The organism is Massilia putida, from assembly GCF_001941825.1.
GTDB lineage: Bacteria > Pseudomonadota > Gammaproteobacteria > Burkholderiales > Burkholderiaceae_D > Telluria > Telluria putida.
Genome location: NZ_CP019038.1, coordinates 792,869 through 807,726, shown reverse-complemented (window position 1 = coordinate 807,726; position 14,858 = coordinate 792,869). Strand labels below are relative to the sequence as shown.

16 protein-coding genes are annotated in these 14,858 nt (G+C 67.5%); 8 read left to right on the top strand and 8 right to left on the bottom strand.

The features are described 5' to 3' along the window. Positions 1-157 precede the first annotated feature (157 nt). The gene (locus BVG12_RS05975; RefSeq protein ID WP_075791621.1) at positions 158-1,837 is read right to left on the bottom strand and encodes a sodium:solute symporter family transporter; all 1,680 of its coding nucleotides are present in this window, start codon (positions 1,835-1,837) and stop codon (positions 158-160) included. Positions 1,838-2,212: 375 nt separating this feature from the next. Here BVG12_RS05975 and BVG12_RS05970 point away from each other — a divergent pair, with 375 nt between their 5' ends. The 3 genes from BVG12_RS05970 to BVG12_RS05960 all read left to right on the top strand — a co-directional run bounded on the left by BVG12_RS05970 (position 2,213) and on the right by BVG12_RS05960 (position 6,026). After that, positions 2,213-2,776, top strand: coding sequence for a hypothetical protein (locus tag BVG12_RS05970; RefSeq protein WP_075791620.1), 564 nt, complete (start codon positions 2,213-2,215; stop codon positions 2,774-2,776). A 63-nt stretch (positions 2,777-2,839) separates the two neighbouring features. Beyond that, a complete protein-coding gene (locus BVG12_RS05965; protein ID WP_075791619.1) occupies positions 2,840-3,649 on the top strand; it encodes a ferritin-like domain-containing protein in 810 nt (269 codons plus the stop codon). A 4-nt stretch (positions 3,650-3,653) separates the two neighbouring features. Further along, the gene (locus BVG12_RS05960; RefSeq protein ID WP_075791618.1) at positions 3,654-6,026 is read left to right on the top strand and encodes a DNA polymerase II; all 2,373 of its coding nucleotides are present in this window, start codon (positions 3,654-3,656) and stop codon (positions 6,024-6,026) included. 6 nt (positions 6,027-6,032) lie between these two features. On the opposite strand, the gene BVG12_RS05955 is transcribed toward BVG12_RS05960, so the two are convergent. Beyond that, positions 6,033-6,386: a translation initiation factor Sui1 gene (locus tag BVG12_RS05955; protein ID WP_075791617.1), complete on the bottom strand. Its 354-nt coding sequence runs from the start codon at positions 6,384-6,386 to the stop codon at positions 6,033-6,035. A gap of 267 nt (positions 6,387-6,653) precedes the next feature. On the opposite strand from BVG12_RS05955, the gene BVG12_RS05950 reads away from it, so the two are divergent. The 4 genes from BVG12_RS05950 (at position 6,654) to BVG12_RS05935 (ending at position 10,705) form a co-directional block, all read left to right on the top strand. Next, positions 6,654-8,423 carry a glycoside hydrolase family 16 protein gene (locus BVG12_RS05950; RefSeq protein ID WP_075791616.1) on the top strand — a complete coding sequence of 590 codons (1,770 nt, stop codon included), beginning with the start codon at positions 6,654-6,656 and terminating at the stop codon, positions 8,421-8,423. Positions 8,424-8,611: 188 nt separating this feature from the next. Beyond that, a complete protein-coding gene (locus tag BVG12_RS05945; RefSeq protein WP_075791615.1) occupies positions 8,612-9,373 on the top strand; it encodes a helix-turn-helix transcriptional regulator in 762 nt (253 codons plus the stop codon). Then, positions 9,370-10,272: an arginase family protein gene (locus BVG12_RS05940; protein WP_075791614.1), complete on the top strand. Its 903-nt coding sequence runs from the start codon at positions 9,370-9,372 to the stop codon at positions 10,270-10,272. The genes BVG12_RS05945 and BVG12_RS05940 overlap by 4 nt, the downstream gene beginning before the upstream one ends. A gap of 67 nt (positions 10,273-10,339) precedes the next feature. Then, positions 10,340-10,705 (top strand): VOC family protein, encoded by a 366-nt coding sequence (locus BVG12_RS05935; RefSeq protein WP_075791613.1) that lies wholly within the window; start codon positions 10,340-10,342, stop codon positions 10,703-10,705. Here the strand turns inward: BVG12_RS05935 and BVG12_RS05930 are convergent, their stop codons facing one another. The 4 genes from BVG12_RS05930 to BVG12_RS05915 all read right to left on the bottom strand — a co-directional run bounded on the left by BVG12_RS05930 (position 10,706) and on the right by BVG12_RS05915 (position 12,919). Next, the gene (locus tag BVG12_RS05930; protein WP_075791612.1) at positions 10,706-11,170 is read right to left on the bottom strand and encodes a carboxymuconolactone decarboxylase family protein; all 465 of its coding nucleotides are present in this window, start codon (positions 11,168-11,170) and stop codon (positions 10,706-10,708) included. A gap of 93 nt (positions 11,171-11,263) precedes the next feature. Continuing rightward, the gene (locus BVG12_RS05925; protein ID WP_075791611.1) at positions 11,264-11,869 is read right to left on the bottom strand and encodes a DUF6058 family natural product biosynthesis protein; all 606 of its coding nucleotides are present in this window, start codon (positions 11,867-11,869) and stop codon (positions 11,264-11,266) included. Positions 11,870-11,940: 71 nt separating this feature from the next. Next, positions 11,941-12,585: a putative outer membrane beta-barrel protein gene (locus tag BVG12_RS05920; RefSeq protein ID WP_075791610.1), complete on the bottom strand. Its 645-nt coding sequence runs from the start codon at positions 12,583-12,585 to the stop codon at positions 11,941-11,943. 73 nt (positions 12,586-12,658) lie between these two features. Next, entirely contained in the window at positions 12,659-12,919 is a 261-nt protein-coding gene (locus BVG12_RS05915; protein ID WP_075791609.1) for a putative periplasmic lipoprotein, read from the bottom strand. Positions 12,920-13,041: 122 nt separating this feature from the next. Here BVG12_RS05915 and BVG12_RS05910 point away from each other — a divergent pair, with 122 nt between their 5' ends. Next, positions 13,042-13,488, top strand: coding sequence for a hypothetical protein (locus tag BVG12_RS05910; RefSeq protein ID WP_156895557.1), 447 nt, complete (start codon positions 13,042-13,044; stop codon positions 13,486-13,488). Here BVG12_RS05910 and BVG12_RS05905 read toward each other — a convergent pair. Next, positions 13,473-14,432, bottom strand: coding sequence for an NAD-dependent epimerase/dehydratase family protein (locus BVG12_RS05905; protein ID WP_075791607.1), 960 nt, complete (start codon positions 14,430-14,432; stop codon positions 13,473-13,475). The genes BVG12_RS05910 and BVG12_RS05905 overlap by 16 nt on opposite strands. 4 nt (positions 14,433-14,436) lie before the next feature. After that, positions 14,437-14,790 carry a hypothetical protein gene (locus tag BVG12_RS05900; RefSeq protein WP_075791606.1) on the bottom strand — a complete coding sequence of 118 codons (354 nt, stop codon included), beginning with the start codon at positions 14,788-14,790 and terminating at the stop codon, positions 14,437-14,439. Between the last annotated feature and the right edge of the window lie 68 nt (positions 14,791-14,858).

The window sequence follows — 14,858 nt, the reverse complement described above, 5'->3', positions numbered from 1 at the left end:
CGCATTTCCGGCGTGAGCACCTCGAACATCAGGCTGTTCTCGAGCCACAGCTCGACCATGTCGAACACGCCGCCGCGCGAGCAGGGCACGGCACGCCAGCCCTCGCGCTCGCCGATCGCGAGGATCTCGTCGACCGAGCGTTTTTACGTGGAGGTGCTTACCACCACATGCCGTAGATCGTCGCCAGCACCACGCAGATGACGGCCGAGCCGAGGGCGAACGCGCCGTCGACCTTGAACAGCTTGGTATCGACGATCAGCGCCTTGACCTTGCCGCGGGCGAAGACGGTGGAGAGCAGGACCATGCCGGCCACGACCAGCCAGAACACGATGAACATGCGGTCCAGGAACGGGATCTCGTACACGCCCGCGCCGTTGTCGTGGGCGAAGCCGATCGGCGCGAGGAAGGACAGGTCCATCATCGCCGGCAGGAATTTCAGGATGATCGAGAACACCAGGCCGCCGATGGTGGCGAACATCGCCGCGCTGGACGTCGTCTTTTTCCAGAAGAAGCCCAGCAGGAACATGGCCAGGATGCCCGGCGAGACGAAGCCCGTGTATTCCTGGATGTACTGGAAGCCGCCCTTCTTGTCGATGCCCATCAGCGGGGCGATCACGACGGCCAGCAGCATCGACACGATGACGGTCATGCGGCCGATCCACACCATCTTCTTCTCGCCGACGTCCGGGTGGAAGCGCTTCTGGTAGATGTCGAGGGTGAAGATGGTGGCGATCGAGTTGGCCTTGCCGGCCAGCGAGGCGACGACGGCGGCGGTCAGCGCGGCGAACGCGATGCCTTTCAGGCCCGACGGCAGCAGCGCCAGCAGGGTCGGATACGCGCGGTCCGGATTCAGTTCGCCGCCCACGCGCATCGCGTCGCCCAGCACGCCGGCACGGTCCAGCGCGAACGCGGCGATGCCGGGCATGACGACGATCATCGGCATCAACAGCTTCAGGAACGCGGCGAACAGCAGGCCCTTGCGCGCGGTCGGCAGGTCGGCGCCGAGGGCGCGCTGCGTGATGTACTGGTTGCAGCCCCAGTAGTTCAGGTTCACGATCCACATGCCGCCGATCAGCGTCGACAGGCCCGGCAGGTCCATGTAGTTCTTGTTGTCGCGGCCCAGCACCATTTCGAAGTGGTCGCGGGTCGTGTCGTACAGCGTCGAGAAGCCCTGCAGCGCGCCGTGGCCGTTGCCCAGTTTCGCGACCAGGTCCAGCGCCAGCCACGTGGTCACGAGGCCGCCGATGACGAGGCAGGTGACCTGGATGACGTCGGTGTAGCCGATGACCTTCATGCCGCCCAGCGTGATGATGGCGGCGAACACGGCCAGGAACAGCATGCAGGGCAGCACCCCGATGCCGGTGACGCTGCCGATGGCCAGCGCGCCCAGGTACAGGATCGAGGTCAGGTTGACGACGACGTACAGGCCGAGCCAGAACAGCGCCATCGTCGTGGCGACGGCCTTGCCGTAGCGCTGCTCGAGGAACTGGGGCATCGTGTAGATGTGGTTCTTCAAATAGACCGGCATGAAGAACACGGCGACGATGACGAGGGTGGCGGCGGCCATCAGTTCGTATACGGCAATGGCCATGCCGATGCGAAAGCCCGAGCCGCTCATGCCGATGAACTGCTCGGCCGAGATGTTGGACGCGATCAGCGAGGCGCCGATGGCCCACCACGTGAGCGAGCCTTCGGCCAGGAAGTAGTCGTGCGAGGCGGAGGTGTTCGCCCCGTGTTTGCCGAAATTCTTGCGGCGGTAGACCCACAGGCCATAGCCGGCGACCACGACGAAGTAGATGAGGAAGACGATGGAGTCTAGGCGGGAGATCAGGTTCATGAGGTTGTCTCGGTAGAGAATCGCGCGTGTTTCCGCGCTTCAGGCGCCATTCGCGAGGGTAAAACCCGGGGCCGGAACGGCCGCCAGGGCGAAAGAAGTTTGCTTCATCGGTTTCCGTATTGTTATTGTCAAGCGACCAAGTTCCGGATTCTAGGCAGGAAACGGGGCCGCGACCCCATCCATTTTTCGCGTCACCTATGAAATATTCGTATGGCGGCGTTTTCAGAAGTGAAACTTCCGCTGTTTATTTGACAAGGGGAAAGGAACGCAGGTCATCCGCTCGGTGGCACTATACTGAGCCCGTGCCCGTCATTTCGACGGGGTTTTGGCTGACGCCGGGTGGCGTCGCCTTTTCTACGGTATCAGGAGGTCGTGATGAGTAAAGCATCCAGTATCCTGCGCGGCGCATGGATCGCGTGCGCGCTGTGCGCGGCCAGCGTGCCCGCACTGGCCGAGAATCACCCCAAGGCCGTGAAAGATCCGGCGCGGTGGACGCAGGGCGACAAGACGAAGGCCCAGCGCATGGCCACGCTGAAGAAGGAAATCAGCGCCGCGTACGCCGAGCAGCAGGCGGCGTGCAAGCATCAGGCGTCCGGCAACCGCGCCGCCTGCCTGAAACAGGCGCGCCAGATCTACCAGCACGACATGGCGCATGCGCCGCAGCTGTTGGCCGCGGCCCCGCGCGGCGAGGTGACGGAACGCGTCGTCTCGACGACGCCCGCCGCGCCGGCCACCGCCACCCAGCCGGGCGCCACCGCCTACGGCAGCTCGAGCACCGGCGCCACCGGCTCGGGTGCGGGGACCGTCACCGGCAAGGACGACGCCGTCGCGCCGACCACCGGCCAGACGAGCGGCCTGCCGCCGCCGCGCGCGGACCAGTCGGACATGCAGGCGCCCAACCAGCCGCCGCAGAGCACGACGCCGGTCCAGCAGCAGTAAGGGCGCACCCGCGCCAGGGGGCGCCAGATGGTAAACTGCCGGCTTTTGTCGCAGAGGACCACGATGGCGCTCCCGCCAGAGCTGCGCGTACGCGCGCTCGAGTTATTGATCGAGACCGACCCGGTCGCCAAGACGCGGGGCGTCGCGGCGCTTGCCGAGGCAAGCCGCGCCGGGGTCTGTGCGCTGGACACGGCCGCGGCCCTCGATGCCGGCGCCGCCGCGATCCCGGGCCGTCCCGCGCGGCCGGAACTGGTGCCGCCGCGCCTCGTCGGCCGCCGCTCGATGGCCACAACGGAAGGCCGCGCGATGCTCGTCCACGCGCTGGCCCACATCGAATTCAATGCCGTGAACCTCGCGCTGGACGCCGTCTGGCGCTTCCCCGGCATGCCCCACGCCTACTACACCGACTGGCTGCGCGTGGCGTTTGAAGAAGCCCATCATTTCACCTTGCTGGCGGCGCACCTGCGCACGCTCGGCTGCGCGTACGGCGATTTTTCCGGCCACGACAGCCTGTGGGAGATGGTCGCCAAGACGAGCGGCGACGTCCTCGCGCGCATGGCCCTCGTGCCGCGCACGATGGAGGCGCGCGGCCTGGACGCCATCCCGCCGCTGCGCGCCAAGCTGGCGCAGGCCGGCGACGAAGCGGCCGCGCGCATCCTCGACGTGCTGCTGCGCGACGAAGTGGGTCACGTGGAGATCGGCAACCGCTGGTATTTCCACCTGTGCGCGCAGCGCGGCCTGGAACCGGTGGCGACGTACGACGCGCTGACGGTGCAGTACAAGGCTCCGGTGCTCAAGGGACCCTTCAACGTCGAGGCGCGCCGCCGGGCCGGTTTCACGGAAGCGGAGCTGGCACGCTTCGCGACTGCCTGACATCATGGACACGCAAGGCTTTCTGCTGACGCGTCACTGGCGTGACACGGACGCCGGCGTCGAGGTCGAGTTCTGGCTCGCGACCCCAGGCGGGCCGCGGCGCGTGCGCATCGCGCCGCAGCCGGCCGTCGCCTTCATCCCGGCGGAGCTGGGCGATACGGCGCGCCTGCTGCTGCAGCGCGAACGGGGCGCCGAGCTGCGCGACCTGTCGCTGTGCGACTTCCGCCACCGTCCCGTGCTTGGCCTGTACTGCACGCAGTACCGCCACCTGCTGCGCCTGGAGAAGCGCCTGCGCGAGCACGGCATCGACGTCTACGAGGCGGATGTGCGACCTCCCGAACGCTACCTGATGGAGCGCTTCATCACGGCGCCCGTCGCGTTCGCGGGCACGCCCAATGCGGCCGACCCGCTGCTGCTCGTCGACGCGCAGTTGAAACCCGTGCAGGATTATCGCCCCGTGCTGTCGACGGTCTCGCTCGACATCGAGACGACCATGCAGGGCGAGCTGCGCTCGATCGCGCTGGAAGGCTGCGGCCAGCGCCAGGTGTACATGCTGGGCCCCGCGAACGGCGACGCGTCCGCACTCGATTTCGACTACGAGGTGTGCGCCACGCGCCGCGACCTGCTCGACCGTCTCGAAGACTGGATCCGCCGTTACGACCCGGACGCCATCATCGGCTGGAACCTCGTGCAGTTCGACCTGCGCATCCTGCAACAGCATGCGCAGCAGATGCAGCGCCCGCTGCGCCTGGGCCGCGACGGCAGCGCCATCGAATGGCGCGAGCACGGCGGGCGGCAGGAACACTGGTTCGCCGGGATCGCCGGGCGGCTCGTCATCGACGGCATCGAGGCCCTGCGTTCGGCCACGTGGAGCTTCCCGTCGTTCTCGCTGGAGCACGTGGCGCAAAGCCTGCTGGGCGAAGGCAAGTCCATCGACAACCCGTACGACCGCATGGCGGAAATCGACCGCATGTTCGACGAGGACAAGCCGGCTCTGGCCACCTACAATCTGCAGGACTGCGTGCTCGTCACGCGCATCTTCGAGAAGTCCGGCCTGATGACCTTCCTGCTGGAGCGGGCCAGCGTGACGGGCCTGGCGGCCGACCGCAGCGGCGGTTCCGTGGCCGCGTTCGAGCACGCGTACATCCCGCTGATGCACCGGCTCGGGCGCGTGGCGCCGAACATCGGCGACGTGCCGGGGGCGGACAGCCCGGGCGGCTTCGTGATGGATTCGCGTTCCGGCCTGTACGATTCCGTCCTCGTGCTGGACTACAAAAGCCTGTACCCGTCCATCATCCGCACGTTCCTGATCGATCCGGTGGGCCTCGTCGCCGGTCTCGAGGAACCGGAAGAGGACACGGTGCCGGGCTTCCGCGGCGCGCGTTTTTCGCGCACGCAGCACTGCCTGCCCGGCATCGTCACGCGCGTGTGGCAGGGCAGGGATGCCGCCAAGCGCGCACGCAACGCGCCGCTGTCGCAGGCGCTGAAGATCATCATGAACTCGATGTACGGCGTGCTGGGCACGACGGGCTGCCGCTTCTTCGATCCGCGCCTGGCGTCGTCGATCACGATGCGCGGTCACCAGATCATGCACCGCACGCGCGAGCTGATCGAGGCACGCGGCTATCAGGTGATCTACGGCGACACCGATTCGACGTTCGTGTGGCTCGGCCGCGCGCACGACGAGGACGAGGCGGAGCGCATCGGCCGCGCGCTCGTCGACCACGTCAACGGCTGGTGGCGCGACCATCTGCTGGCCGAGCTGAAGCTCGAGAGCGCGCTGGAGCTGGAATACGAGACGCATTTCCGCCGCTTCCTGATGCCGACCGTGCGCGGTTCGGAGGAGGGCAGCAAGAAGCGCTACGCGGGCCTCGTGCGCCGCGCGGACGGCAGCGAGGAGATGATCTTCAAGGGCCTGGAGACGGTGCGCACGGACTGGACGCCGCTGGCGCAGACCTTCCAGCAGGAGCTGTACGGCCGCGTGTTCCGCGGCGAGCCGTACGAGGACTATGTGCGCGACTACGTGGCGCGTACGTTGCGCGGGGAATTCGACGAGCAGCTCGTGTACCGCAAGCGCCTGCGCCGGCCGCTGGTCGAGTACGAGCGCAACGTGCCGCCGCACGTGCGCGCGGCGCGCGCGGCCGACGAATTCCACATGCGCCAGGGCCGGCCGGCGCAATACCGCAACGGTGGCTGGATCCGCTACGTGATGACGACGGCCGGCCCGGAACCGCTGGACACGCTGGACACGCGCCGCACGCCCATCGACTACGAGCATTATCTGACGAAGCAGCTGGAACCCGTCGCGGATGGCATCCTGCCGTTTTTGGATGACAGTTTTGCCCGGTTGACCAGTCCGCAGGGGGCGTTGTTCTGAGCCGGCTCACCCGCCGGCGCGCTTCGCACGATGGCCGTGTTTCTCGAGCACTTCCATGACGAGGTCGCAGTGGTCGCCCTGCACCTCGATCACGCCATCCTTCACGGTGCCGCCGCAACCGCATGCCGTGCGCAAGTGCTTGCCCAGCGACGCCAGGGCGGCGGCATCGAGGGCGAGGCCCTTGACGAGCGTGACGCTCTTGCCGCCGCGGCCCTTGGTCTGGCGCGATACGCGCACGACGCCGTCGCCCGCGGGCACGGCCGCGGCCTTGCACGTGCACGAGGCGACGGGACGCCGGCATTCGGGGCACATGCGTCCCCCGTCGGTGGAATATACGAGGCCGCTGTTTGCACGCTTCATGGTCGGTTCAAGTGTCGGTGACGGGTCAATCGCGTGAGTGTAGCAGCTGTCTTTCGCCTGTGTCGGCCGGCGGGCGGCACGCGCAAAGTCGCGCACGATTCGATTTGACGCACCGGCGAAACCGGGCTATATTTTCGTCTCCGCGTTGGAAACGTTTCCAATTCCAGTCTTCACAAGAATCCAACAAGACCGGCAACCGAGCCGGCCCGGCGTGGTACGTTCCGCAAGGACGTCCACAATTCTGTGCAGTGAAACAGAGGAGTCGAAGTGAATAACGACAACCAGAAACATCACTTGAAATGGAAAGCTTTCCACGCGGCGGCGGCCGCCGGCCTGCTGGCGTGCAGCCTGTACGCGCAAGCCAGCGTCACCAGCCCGGCCATCGGCCAGCTGCTGTGGTCCGAGGAATTCAACGGGCCAGGCCTGGACGCATCGCGCTGGACCGCCACGGACGGCAACGGCTGCCAGATCAATTTGTGCGGCTACGGCAATCAGGAACTGGAGTACTACAGCCCGAACAACGTCTCGATCGCCGACGTGCCGTTCGAGCCGGGTACGCGCGCGCTCGCGATCCGCGCGCAGAACCAGACGGTGGGCAGCAATGTCTTCACGTCCGGGAAGATCGACAGCCACGGGAAGGTGCAGGTGCAGTACGGGATGATCGAAATCCGCATAAGCACCCCCAACATCGCGACGGGCCTGTGGCCGGCCGCGTGGATGCTGGGCACGAGCCCGCAGACGTGGCCGCGCAACGGCGAGATCGACATCATGGAGATGGGCCACAAGGCGTCCGTGCGGGCGGCGGCCGGGTCGCCGTCGGCCAACAACTTCGTCGGCTCGAACGTGATCACTTGGCAGCAGGCCGCCTGCGTACCCGGCAACGAGAGCTGCGCCGCCTCGACCGCGTGGCAGACGAAGAACTGGTATGTCCCGGCGACGTCGCTGGCGAACCGCTTCGTGACCTACCGGCTGTACTGGACCGAGAGCGCAATGCGTTTCACCACCGTCGACAACGGGATCGAGCACGATATGTACGACGCGCCGCTGCCCGTGAATTCGACGTCGCTGCAGGCGCCGTTCTACCTGCTGCTGAACCTCGCCGTCGGCGGCAATTTCACGGACGCCGCAACCCCTGGCCAGGTGACGGCCCCGCTGCCCGGCACGATGTACGTCGACTATATCCGTGTGTATCAGCTGGACGGCAAGGGGTCGGTCAAGCTGGGCAACCAGACCGTCCCGGAAGTGGCGGGCAAGTTCGGCGTGTTCACGGACAACACGCCCGTGAACAACAAGCTGGTGGCCGGCACGAGTTCCGACATCTTCCTGTGGAACAGCGCATCGTCCGGCGCCGGCAACACGCCGCCGTATGAGGGCGCCAACGTCATCGCCTGGAGCTACAACGCTCCCGGCCAGTGGTTCGGCGGCGGCGTGCAGGCGCGCGAGGCCCGCGACCTGACGAACTACCGCAACGGGACCATGAAATTCCGTATCAAGATTCCGGCGAACGTCTCGTTCAACATCGGCGTGGGCGATACGTACACGAACCAGAACTGGGTGAACTTCCCGGCCAATACGACGGCCTATGGCCTCGTGCGCAACGGCGACTGGGCGCAGGGGAGCATCCCCGTGTCCACGCTGATCGGGACCAAGGTGGCGCTGCAGTCCCTGTTCGACGTCTTCATGATCTCCAGCGACGCGAACAACCTGCCGGCATCCACGTTCCAGTTCGCGATCGACGACATCGTGTGGGATTCGGGCACGACGACGCCACCGCCGCCGTCCGGCCCGACGTACGTGACGCAGACTTCCGCGACGACCCTGCAGTTCACGGCGACCACCGGCAGCTGGGCCGACGTCCACTACACCGTGAACAACGGCACCCAGCAGAACGTGCGCATGCGCCTCGACGGCACGACGAACACGTATATCGCGGGCGGCCTGAAGATCGGCGACGTCGTGCGCTACAGCTTCACGTACTGGGACACGGCGCGCAACTACGCCGTCGACACGGCGCTGCAGACCTATACGATGCAGTGATGCGAAGGCGCGTCACGCCCGGCATATGCTGTTGCGCGTTGACGCGCTCGGGCTGCCCCTTGGCCGGGCGGTACGAGCTCGCGCCCGCGCATCGTACGGGTGTTCGTGTCGCTCAAAGCCGTGGCGGCATCCGATTCGGGATCGGGTGGTGCCGCGAACGGCGCCGCGCCGGCTATACTGACGCCACCATGCACCTGTACCGCGAATTCCCGCCGCATCCCGCGCTGGCGGCTCATGTGGCGTGCCTGTGGACGAGCCACGCCGTCCCGGACGGCGCGCCCGTGCGCACGCGCGTACTGCCCGACAATTGCATCGACATCCTGTGGCAGGATTGCGCGCCGCTGGGCAAGGTCGCGGGCATGATGTCGCGCCCCCACCATGTGGAGACGGCCGCGCCGGTGCTGACGGTCGCGGTGCGCTTCCTGCCCGGCGCCGCGCGCGCCTTTTTCGACCTGCCCCTGTGCGAACTGCAGGATGGCCACCCGGCGCTGGCCGACTTGTGGCCACGCGCGCAGGCGGAGGCGCTGGCGGAATCGTTGTGGGCCCGCGACCTGACGACGACGGCCCGTTGCGCCATCATCGAACGCGCTTTGCTCGCGCGCCTGCGCACGCGCGAGCCGGTGCGCGCGGACGCGCTGGTGTGGGCGGCCGTCGCACGGGTGGAGGCGGGCGGCGGCGCCGTCCGCATCGAGGACCTGGCGTCCGATCTCGGCGTTTCGCGCCAGCACCTGGCGCTGCTGTTCCGCGAACGCGTCGGCTTGCCCGCGAAGACGTTCGCCATGGTGTGCCGCTTTCGCCGTGCGCATGCCGCGCTGCGCCACCGGTCCGGCGACGTCGACTGGGCGCGCGTCGCGGTCGACTGCGGCTACTACGACCAGTCCCATCTCATTCACGCGTTCCGCCAGTTCGCGGATGCGACCCCGCAATCCTTCGTACCCGCCCCACCATGATCGTCATCGCCGCTCCCCCGAATCTCGGCCTGCGCCCGCTGCGTCCCGGCCACGAACCCGGTACCTGGTGCGCACCGGCCGCCCTGTTCGCGGCGGGCCTGCTGGATGCCGTCGGCGCCCGCGACCCGGTCATCATGGCGCGGCCGGCCTGGAAACCCGGCCCCGATCCGGGCACGCGCCTACGCAACGGCCTGGCAATGCGCGACTTCAACCTGGCGCTGGCCGGCCACGTGGCGCCGGTCTGCGCGCGCGGCGAATTCGCACTCGTCGTCGGGGGCGACTGTTCGATCCTGCTGGGGGCATTGGCGGGCGCGCGGCGCACCGGGCCGCTGTCCCTCGTCCACATCGACGGCCACAGCGACTTCCGCCATCCGGGCAACTACGACCCCGCGGCGACGCTCGGCGCCGTGGCCGGCATGGACCTCGCGCTGGCCACGGGCCGCGGCGAGGCGCTGATGACGGACTGGCCGGACGTCACGTCGCCGCTCGTGCACGACCGCCACGTCGTCCAGATCGGCGAACGGGAAGGACGGAATCCCGACTTCGCCTGGCCGGACGTGAACGACACGGCCATCGACCGCATCGACGTGTTCGCCGCAAACGACATGGGGCCGCACGCCGTGCTGGAGCGCATCCGACGCACGCTCGGCGCGACCCCTGGCCAGCGCTTCTGGGTGCACCTGGACGTGGACGTGCTCGACGAGGCCGTGATGCCTGCCGTCGATAGCCCGGGATCGCCGGGCATCGCACCGGCCGACCTGGCGATCATCCTGTCCGGCCTCGTGCCCGACCCGCGCTGCGCCGGCATGACGGTGACCGTGTTCGATCCCGACCTCGATCCGGACGGGACATACGCGCGCACCCTGGTCGGCCTGCTGGGCGCTCTGCCGTTCAGCTAGGCTTCCATTTTTCCAATCCACGGCGGCGCGGAACGGGCATCATGTCGGTTTTCGACAGGAGACTTCCATGATCAAAGGATTGCGCACCGTGACCTATCCCGTGGCCGACCTCGGCCGCGCCAAAGCCTGGTTCGCCGACGTGTTCGGCGTCCAGCCGTATTTCGACCAGCCGTTCTACGTCGGCTTTGCCGTGGGCGGTTTCGAGCTGGGCCTCGTTCCGGACGGCACGCCGGGTACGAACGGCTCGACGGCCTTTTGGGGCGTGGACGACATCGCGGCCGAGGTCGCGCGCGTCGTCGGCCTCGGTGCGACCGTCCATGCAGCCGTCCAGGAAGTGGGCGAAGGCATCAAGGTGGCGGAATTGAAGGACCCGTTCGGCAACGTCCTGGGGCTCATCGAGAATCCGCTGTTCGACCCGGCCGCCGTATGCTGATCACATGCCTGCCGGCGGTTCGACGGGGATCGGATTGCGCAGCGACAGATTGATCGCGTTCCAGCCGCGGATGACGGCGATCGTGTAGCCCAGCTCCGCGATCTCGGACTCGCTGAAATGCTCGCGGACCAGAGGCCAGGCGGCGTCCGTGTCGTCGCGGTGGGGCAGGGCGTTGACGGCGTCGGCCCAGGCCAGCGCCGCGCGTTCGCGCTCGCTGAAGAACGGCGATTCGCGCCACGCGGCCACGCTGTTCAGGTGGCGCGGGTCGGCACCCTGCTTGATCAGGTCGCGCCAGTGCATGTCCACGCAGACGCCGCAGCCGTTCTGCTGCGACACGCGCAGGTTGACCAGTTCGACGAGGCGCGGGCCCAGCGCGCCCTGTTTGACGGTCTGCGACAGGTTGATCATGGCTTTCAGGGCGGACGGGGCCAAGGTGAACAGGTTGATGCGGGCGGCGTGCGACATGATGTGTCCTTTCGATGAACGAGGCTGCGGAATGCAGCCTTCTATTCATTAGACGGGGCGGTGCGCCGGTTTGTGACAGGTCCGGCGCCATTTTCACGGCCGCAGCGCATCGACGTAGCGGCCGCGCGAACTGCGCGCGCGCTCGTGCGGCGCGAACGGGCTGCTGGCACGGTCGAGCAGGTCGATGGCCGCCGCCAGCCGTTCGCGCCCGGCGCCGTCGAGCTGCCTGCCGTCGTCCGTCAGCGCGCGGATGACGCGGATCGCCAGTTCCTTCGCCGCGACGTCCTCGGGCAGGCCGGTGCGCGTGCACAGGCCGTAGGTGCCGGCGATGAAGTGCCGCCACTCGCTTTGCACATGCGCATCGGCGGCCAGTTCCGGCGCCGGCAGTGCGTGGCGCAAAGGCTGTGCCTCCAGCGCGGCCCGGTAGCGCGCCGCGAACACGGCGTACGGATCGTCCGCGCCGTCCAACAGCATGCGCAGCCAGTCCACATAGCCGCGGGCATACCAGTCGATCGCGTGGTCTTCGACGTGGTCGCCGAAGAATGACGCGCAGTCGATCCGGACTTTCAGCCGGTACGACGGTGCGGGCATCGTGCCGGCGCGCGTGCAGGCGTCAAGCCGCGCACTGTCGGTGGCGCAGGCCGCGAGCAGGTGCGCGCGGGTCACGAAATGGGTGTTCAGGTAATCGATGAGTTCCATGCCCGCATGCTAGCGCGCCGCGCGCCGGGACGCTTCGGCCGCCGCCGAACCATACCTCCGGCCATTGTGTCTCAGAAATCCATGTTCAGCTTGATGCTGAAGCCATTGTTGTTGGTGTTGACGCCCCAGCGTTGTGCGGTCGTGCCGTATCGTTCCCAGGCGCTGACCAGCGTTGCATTGCTGCCCAGCCGGTATTGCAGGCCCAGGCTGACATAGGCCCCGATGTCGATCTCGCGTGCCGACGCACTGCGCAGGACAGGGCGGTTGAACTCGCTGTGGGCCACGCCCAGCTTGCCGATCAACTGGAGCCGCTCGTCGAGCGGCACCTCCAGTCTCGTGGCCAGATAGCTGTGGAAACCCTTGACACCGAGCGCGCCGCCGACATCGTCCGGACGGGTGTAATCGGCCAGGTAGGGGCCGCGGTTCACCAGGTTCGTGTACCCCGTCTCGATGGCGACGTGGCGCGTGAGGTTGATGCCGGCGACCAGTCTCGGATCGGTGCGGTAGACGCCGAAGGCGCTGCCGTTGTCGAAGATGCGCGTCTCGCCCGTGTCCGCGACATTGCCCATGTAGGTGCGCGGCAGGGTCTCGATCTTGAAGGGCGGCGCGGGAACGGCGGTCATGACGTCCACCGCCGGCGGCCCGTCCAACACCTGCGCATGGACGCCGGCGGCGAGGACGAGCGCCGCCGCGACTGAGAAACGGAATGCAGACATGCGGCCTCCGGTGTTTCTCGAACTGTTTCGTGGAGTAGCTTGGTATTACGTTGTCACGATAACAGGTTTTTGTTCAAGATTCACGCCCGCCGCGTGCGCATGGCCAGGGTTTCACGTGCGGCTGGGTGGCGCCTGGATTCAAGATCTGGTTCGTGTCGATCTGGTCCTTGTTGATGACCTGGGGGCCGCCCGGTGCGTGGCGGCGAGGGATCATGCTACCGGTCGGTGCCTCCCGGTCTTCGCGCGAAGGTTGTTGCCCGCCGGCGGCCGGGTCCTGGGCGCAGGCGCTCAGAAGACAGGCGGCACCGGCGGCAATCAAGAGGTGTTTCATCATGTTGGTGACTCTCCTATTGTTGGAAAAACCGATTTCACCACTATAGCCCCGATAATGTGCAAAATATGTAGCGAGATTTTCTCCATTTGTATTTCGGTATTTGCGATCACCGGTCAATTTTCATGAAACTTGTTTTGCGCGCGCGCCTGCTTGCATTCTTCCTCGGCCTCGGCTGCGGCCCGTCATCGATGGCCGAGCCGTTGACGTTCCACGGACGCTGGCTGGTGGACGAGAACCAGGACGCCCCCTATGCGGGCCTGACGATCAAGGACGCGACCATCTCCTGGCGCGAACCGAACAAATCGGCGCCCGCGTGTGTCCGCGAATTCGTGCAGAAGAAAGAACGCCCCGGCACGGTGTACCGGGATGGCCGCGGCAGGAAATTCGTCGCCGGCGCCCCGGGCAGCATGCCGACGTATCTGCTGACACTCGGCCCCGGCAGCTGCGGCAGCCCGGGCGAGGAAGTCAGGATCAGTTTTCCGTTGGTGTACGACATCAACCATATCGAGTTCATCGAATACGTGGCGGGCAGGCCGGTCAGCGCCCGCCTGCTTCATCGCAAGAAATGATCGTTGGGTGAGGTGTAGGCCGGATCGTGCGCGAAGGGCAGCGGCCCGCCGTCGCGCAACGCGGCAAGCACGGCGGCGAAGTCGGTCCGGCAGCGGAAGCCGAGGTCGCGCTCGATCGCGGCCGCATCGTACACGCGGCCGATGCGCGCCGGCAGCGTCCAGCCCCGGGCGGCGTACAGCGCGGCGGCGTCGGGGAAGTATTTGGCGATCACGGCCGGCGCATCGGCCTTGAGCTGGGCGGCGTCGGCGCGGCCGAACGGCGTCGGCGCGGACACGATGTACAGGCCGAAGCCGAGCGCCGGCGCCCGGTCGAACGCGGCGACGTGCGCCCGGGCGCAGTCTTCCACGGTCAGGCGGCGGTGCAGGAACTCGTTGGCCTTCATGTTCTCGCCGGCGAGCGCGCGGTGCGTGTCGTCGTCCTCGGGGAAGAAGCGGGCGGTCCGCAGCACCACCACCGGGAGGCCGTGGTCCGCATGGAAGAGCCGCGCCAGCTCCTCGGCGCCGCGCTTGGTCACGCCGTAGATGTTGCGGGGCAGGAGCGGTCCGCTGGTCTCGTCCAGCCACACGGCCGCGGGGGCGGTCTCGTCGCGGATGGCCTGTGTGATCATCAGCGACGTCGTCGAGGTCAAGACGAACCGGCTCGCCCCGTGCGCGACGGCCGCTTCCAGCAGGTTCAGGGTGCCGGTCACGTTCACGTCGATGAAGGCCCGGCGGGGGTAGCGCGCGATGTCCGGCTTGTGCAGCGCGGCCGCGTGGATCACGCCGTCGAAGCGGTGTTCGGCGAACAGGCGCCGGACCAGGGCCGCGTCGGTGACGCTGCCCACCCGGTGCGTGTGCCGGCCGGGGGCGACGTCGAGCCCGAACGGATCGTGCCCGGCCTGCCACAGCAGCGGCGCGAGGAAGCGGCCGAGCCAGCCCGAGGAGCCGGTCAACAGGATGCGCATGGGATCAAGCCTTCGGCTCGAGCCGGCAGCCGGCGACCGATGCGTCGCCGGCGTCGACGGGCCCATACCACTCGACCACGCCGACGAAGCCGCCGGTGCGGAGAATCCAGGCCTTCTTCGTTCTCGTGTCGACGACGACCGTGTGGCGGAAGCCGTCGGCAACCTTGCTGTCGTCCGGGATCACGAGCCGCGCGAACGGCCCGCCATGCGCCGTGTCGGGCGCCGGACTGGCGGGAATCGCCTTCGTGAAACCCGAGAACGAGATGCCGTAGCGGTCGACCAGGGACTGCGTCAGCGGGCACGCCGGCGCATGCGCGGTCAACATGGCCAGCGAAACGGCTACGGAAAAGGCTTCCATGGCGACATTCCTTCGATGCGTTGTGGACGAGGGTTAACGATATCAGTTCGCCATCGGCACAGGTACGC

Bases quoted from the DNA above. Each gene is read 5' to 3' on its own strand.
- BVG12_RS05905 (WP_075791607.1), bottom strand. From the start codon at position 14,432: ATGCGCATCCTGTTGACCGGCTCCTCGGGCTGGCTCGGCCGCTTCCTC.
- BVG12_RS05955 (WP_075791617.1), bottom strand. From the start codon at position 6,386: ATGAAGCGTGCAAACAGCGGCCTCGTATATTCCACCGACGGGGGACGC.
- BVG12_RS05935 (WP_075791613.1), top strand. From the start codon at position 10,340: ATGATCAAAGGATTGCGCACCGTGACCTATCCCGTGGCCGACCTCGGC.
- BVG12_RS05930 (WP_075791612.1), bottom strand. From the start codon at position 11,170: ATGTCGCACGCCGCCCGCATCAACCTGTTCACCTTGGCCCCGTCCGCC.
- BVG12_RS05920 (WP_075791610.1), bottom strand. From the start codon at position 12,585: ATGTCTGCATTCCGTTTCTCAGTCGCGGCGGCGCTCGTCCTCGCCGCC.
- BVG12_RS05965 (WP_075791619.1), top strand. From the start codon at position 2,840: ATGGCGCTCCCGCCAGAGCTGCGCGTACGCGCGCTCGAGTTATTGATC.
- BVG12_RS05940 (WP_075791614.1), top strand. From the start codon at position 9,370: ATGATCGTCATCGCCGCTCCCCCGAATCTCGGCCTGCGCCCGCTGCGT.
- BVG12_RS05970 (WP_075791620.1), top strand. From the start codon at position 2,213: ATGAGTAAAGCATCCAGTATCCTGCGCGGCGCATGGATCGCGTGCGCG.
- BVG12_RS05910 (WP_156895557.1), top strand. From the start codon at position 13,042: ATGAAACTTGTTTTGCGCGCGCGCCTGCTTGCATTCTTCCTCGGCCTC.
- BVG12_RS05960 (WP_075791618.1), top strand. From the start codon at position 3,654: ATGGACACGCAAGGCTTTCTGCTGACGCGTCACTGGCGTGACACGGAC.
- BVG12_RS05975 (WP_075791621.1), bottom strand. From the start codon at position 1,837: ATGAACCTGATCTCCCGCCTAGACTCCATCGTCTTCCTCATCTACTTC.
- BVG12_RS05945 (WP_075791615.1), top strand. From the start codon at position 8,612: ATGCACCTGTACCGCGAATTCCCGCCGCATCCCGCGCTGGCGGCTCAT.
- BVG12_RS05915 (WP_075791609.1), bottom strand. From the start codon at position 12,919: ATGATGAAACACCTCTTGATTGCCGCCGGTGCCGCCTGTCTTCTGAGC.
- BVG12_RS05925 (WP_075791611.1), bottom strand. From the start codon at position 11,869: ATGGAACTCATCGATTACCTGAACACCCATTTCGTGACCCGCGCGCAC.
- BVG12_RS05900 (WP_075791606.1), bottom strand. From the start codon at position 14,790: ATGGAAGCCTTTTCCGTAGCCGTTTCGCTGGCCATGTTGACCGCGCAT.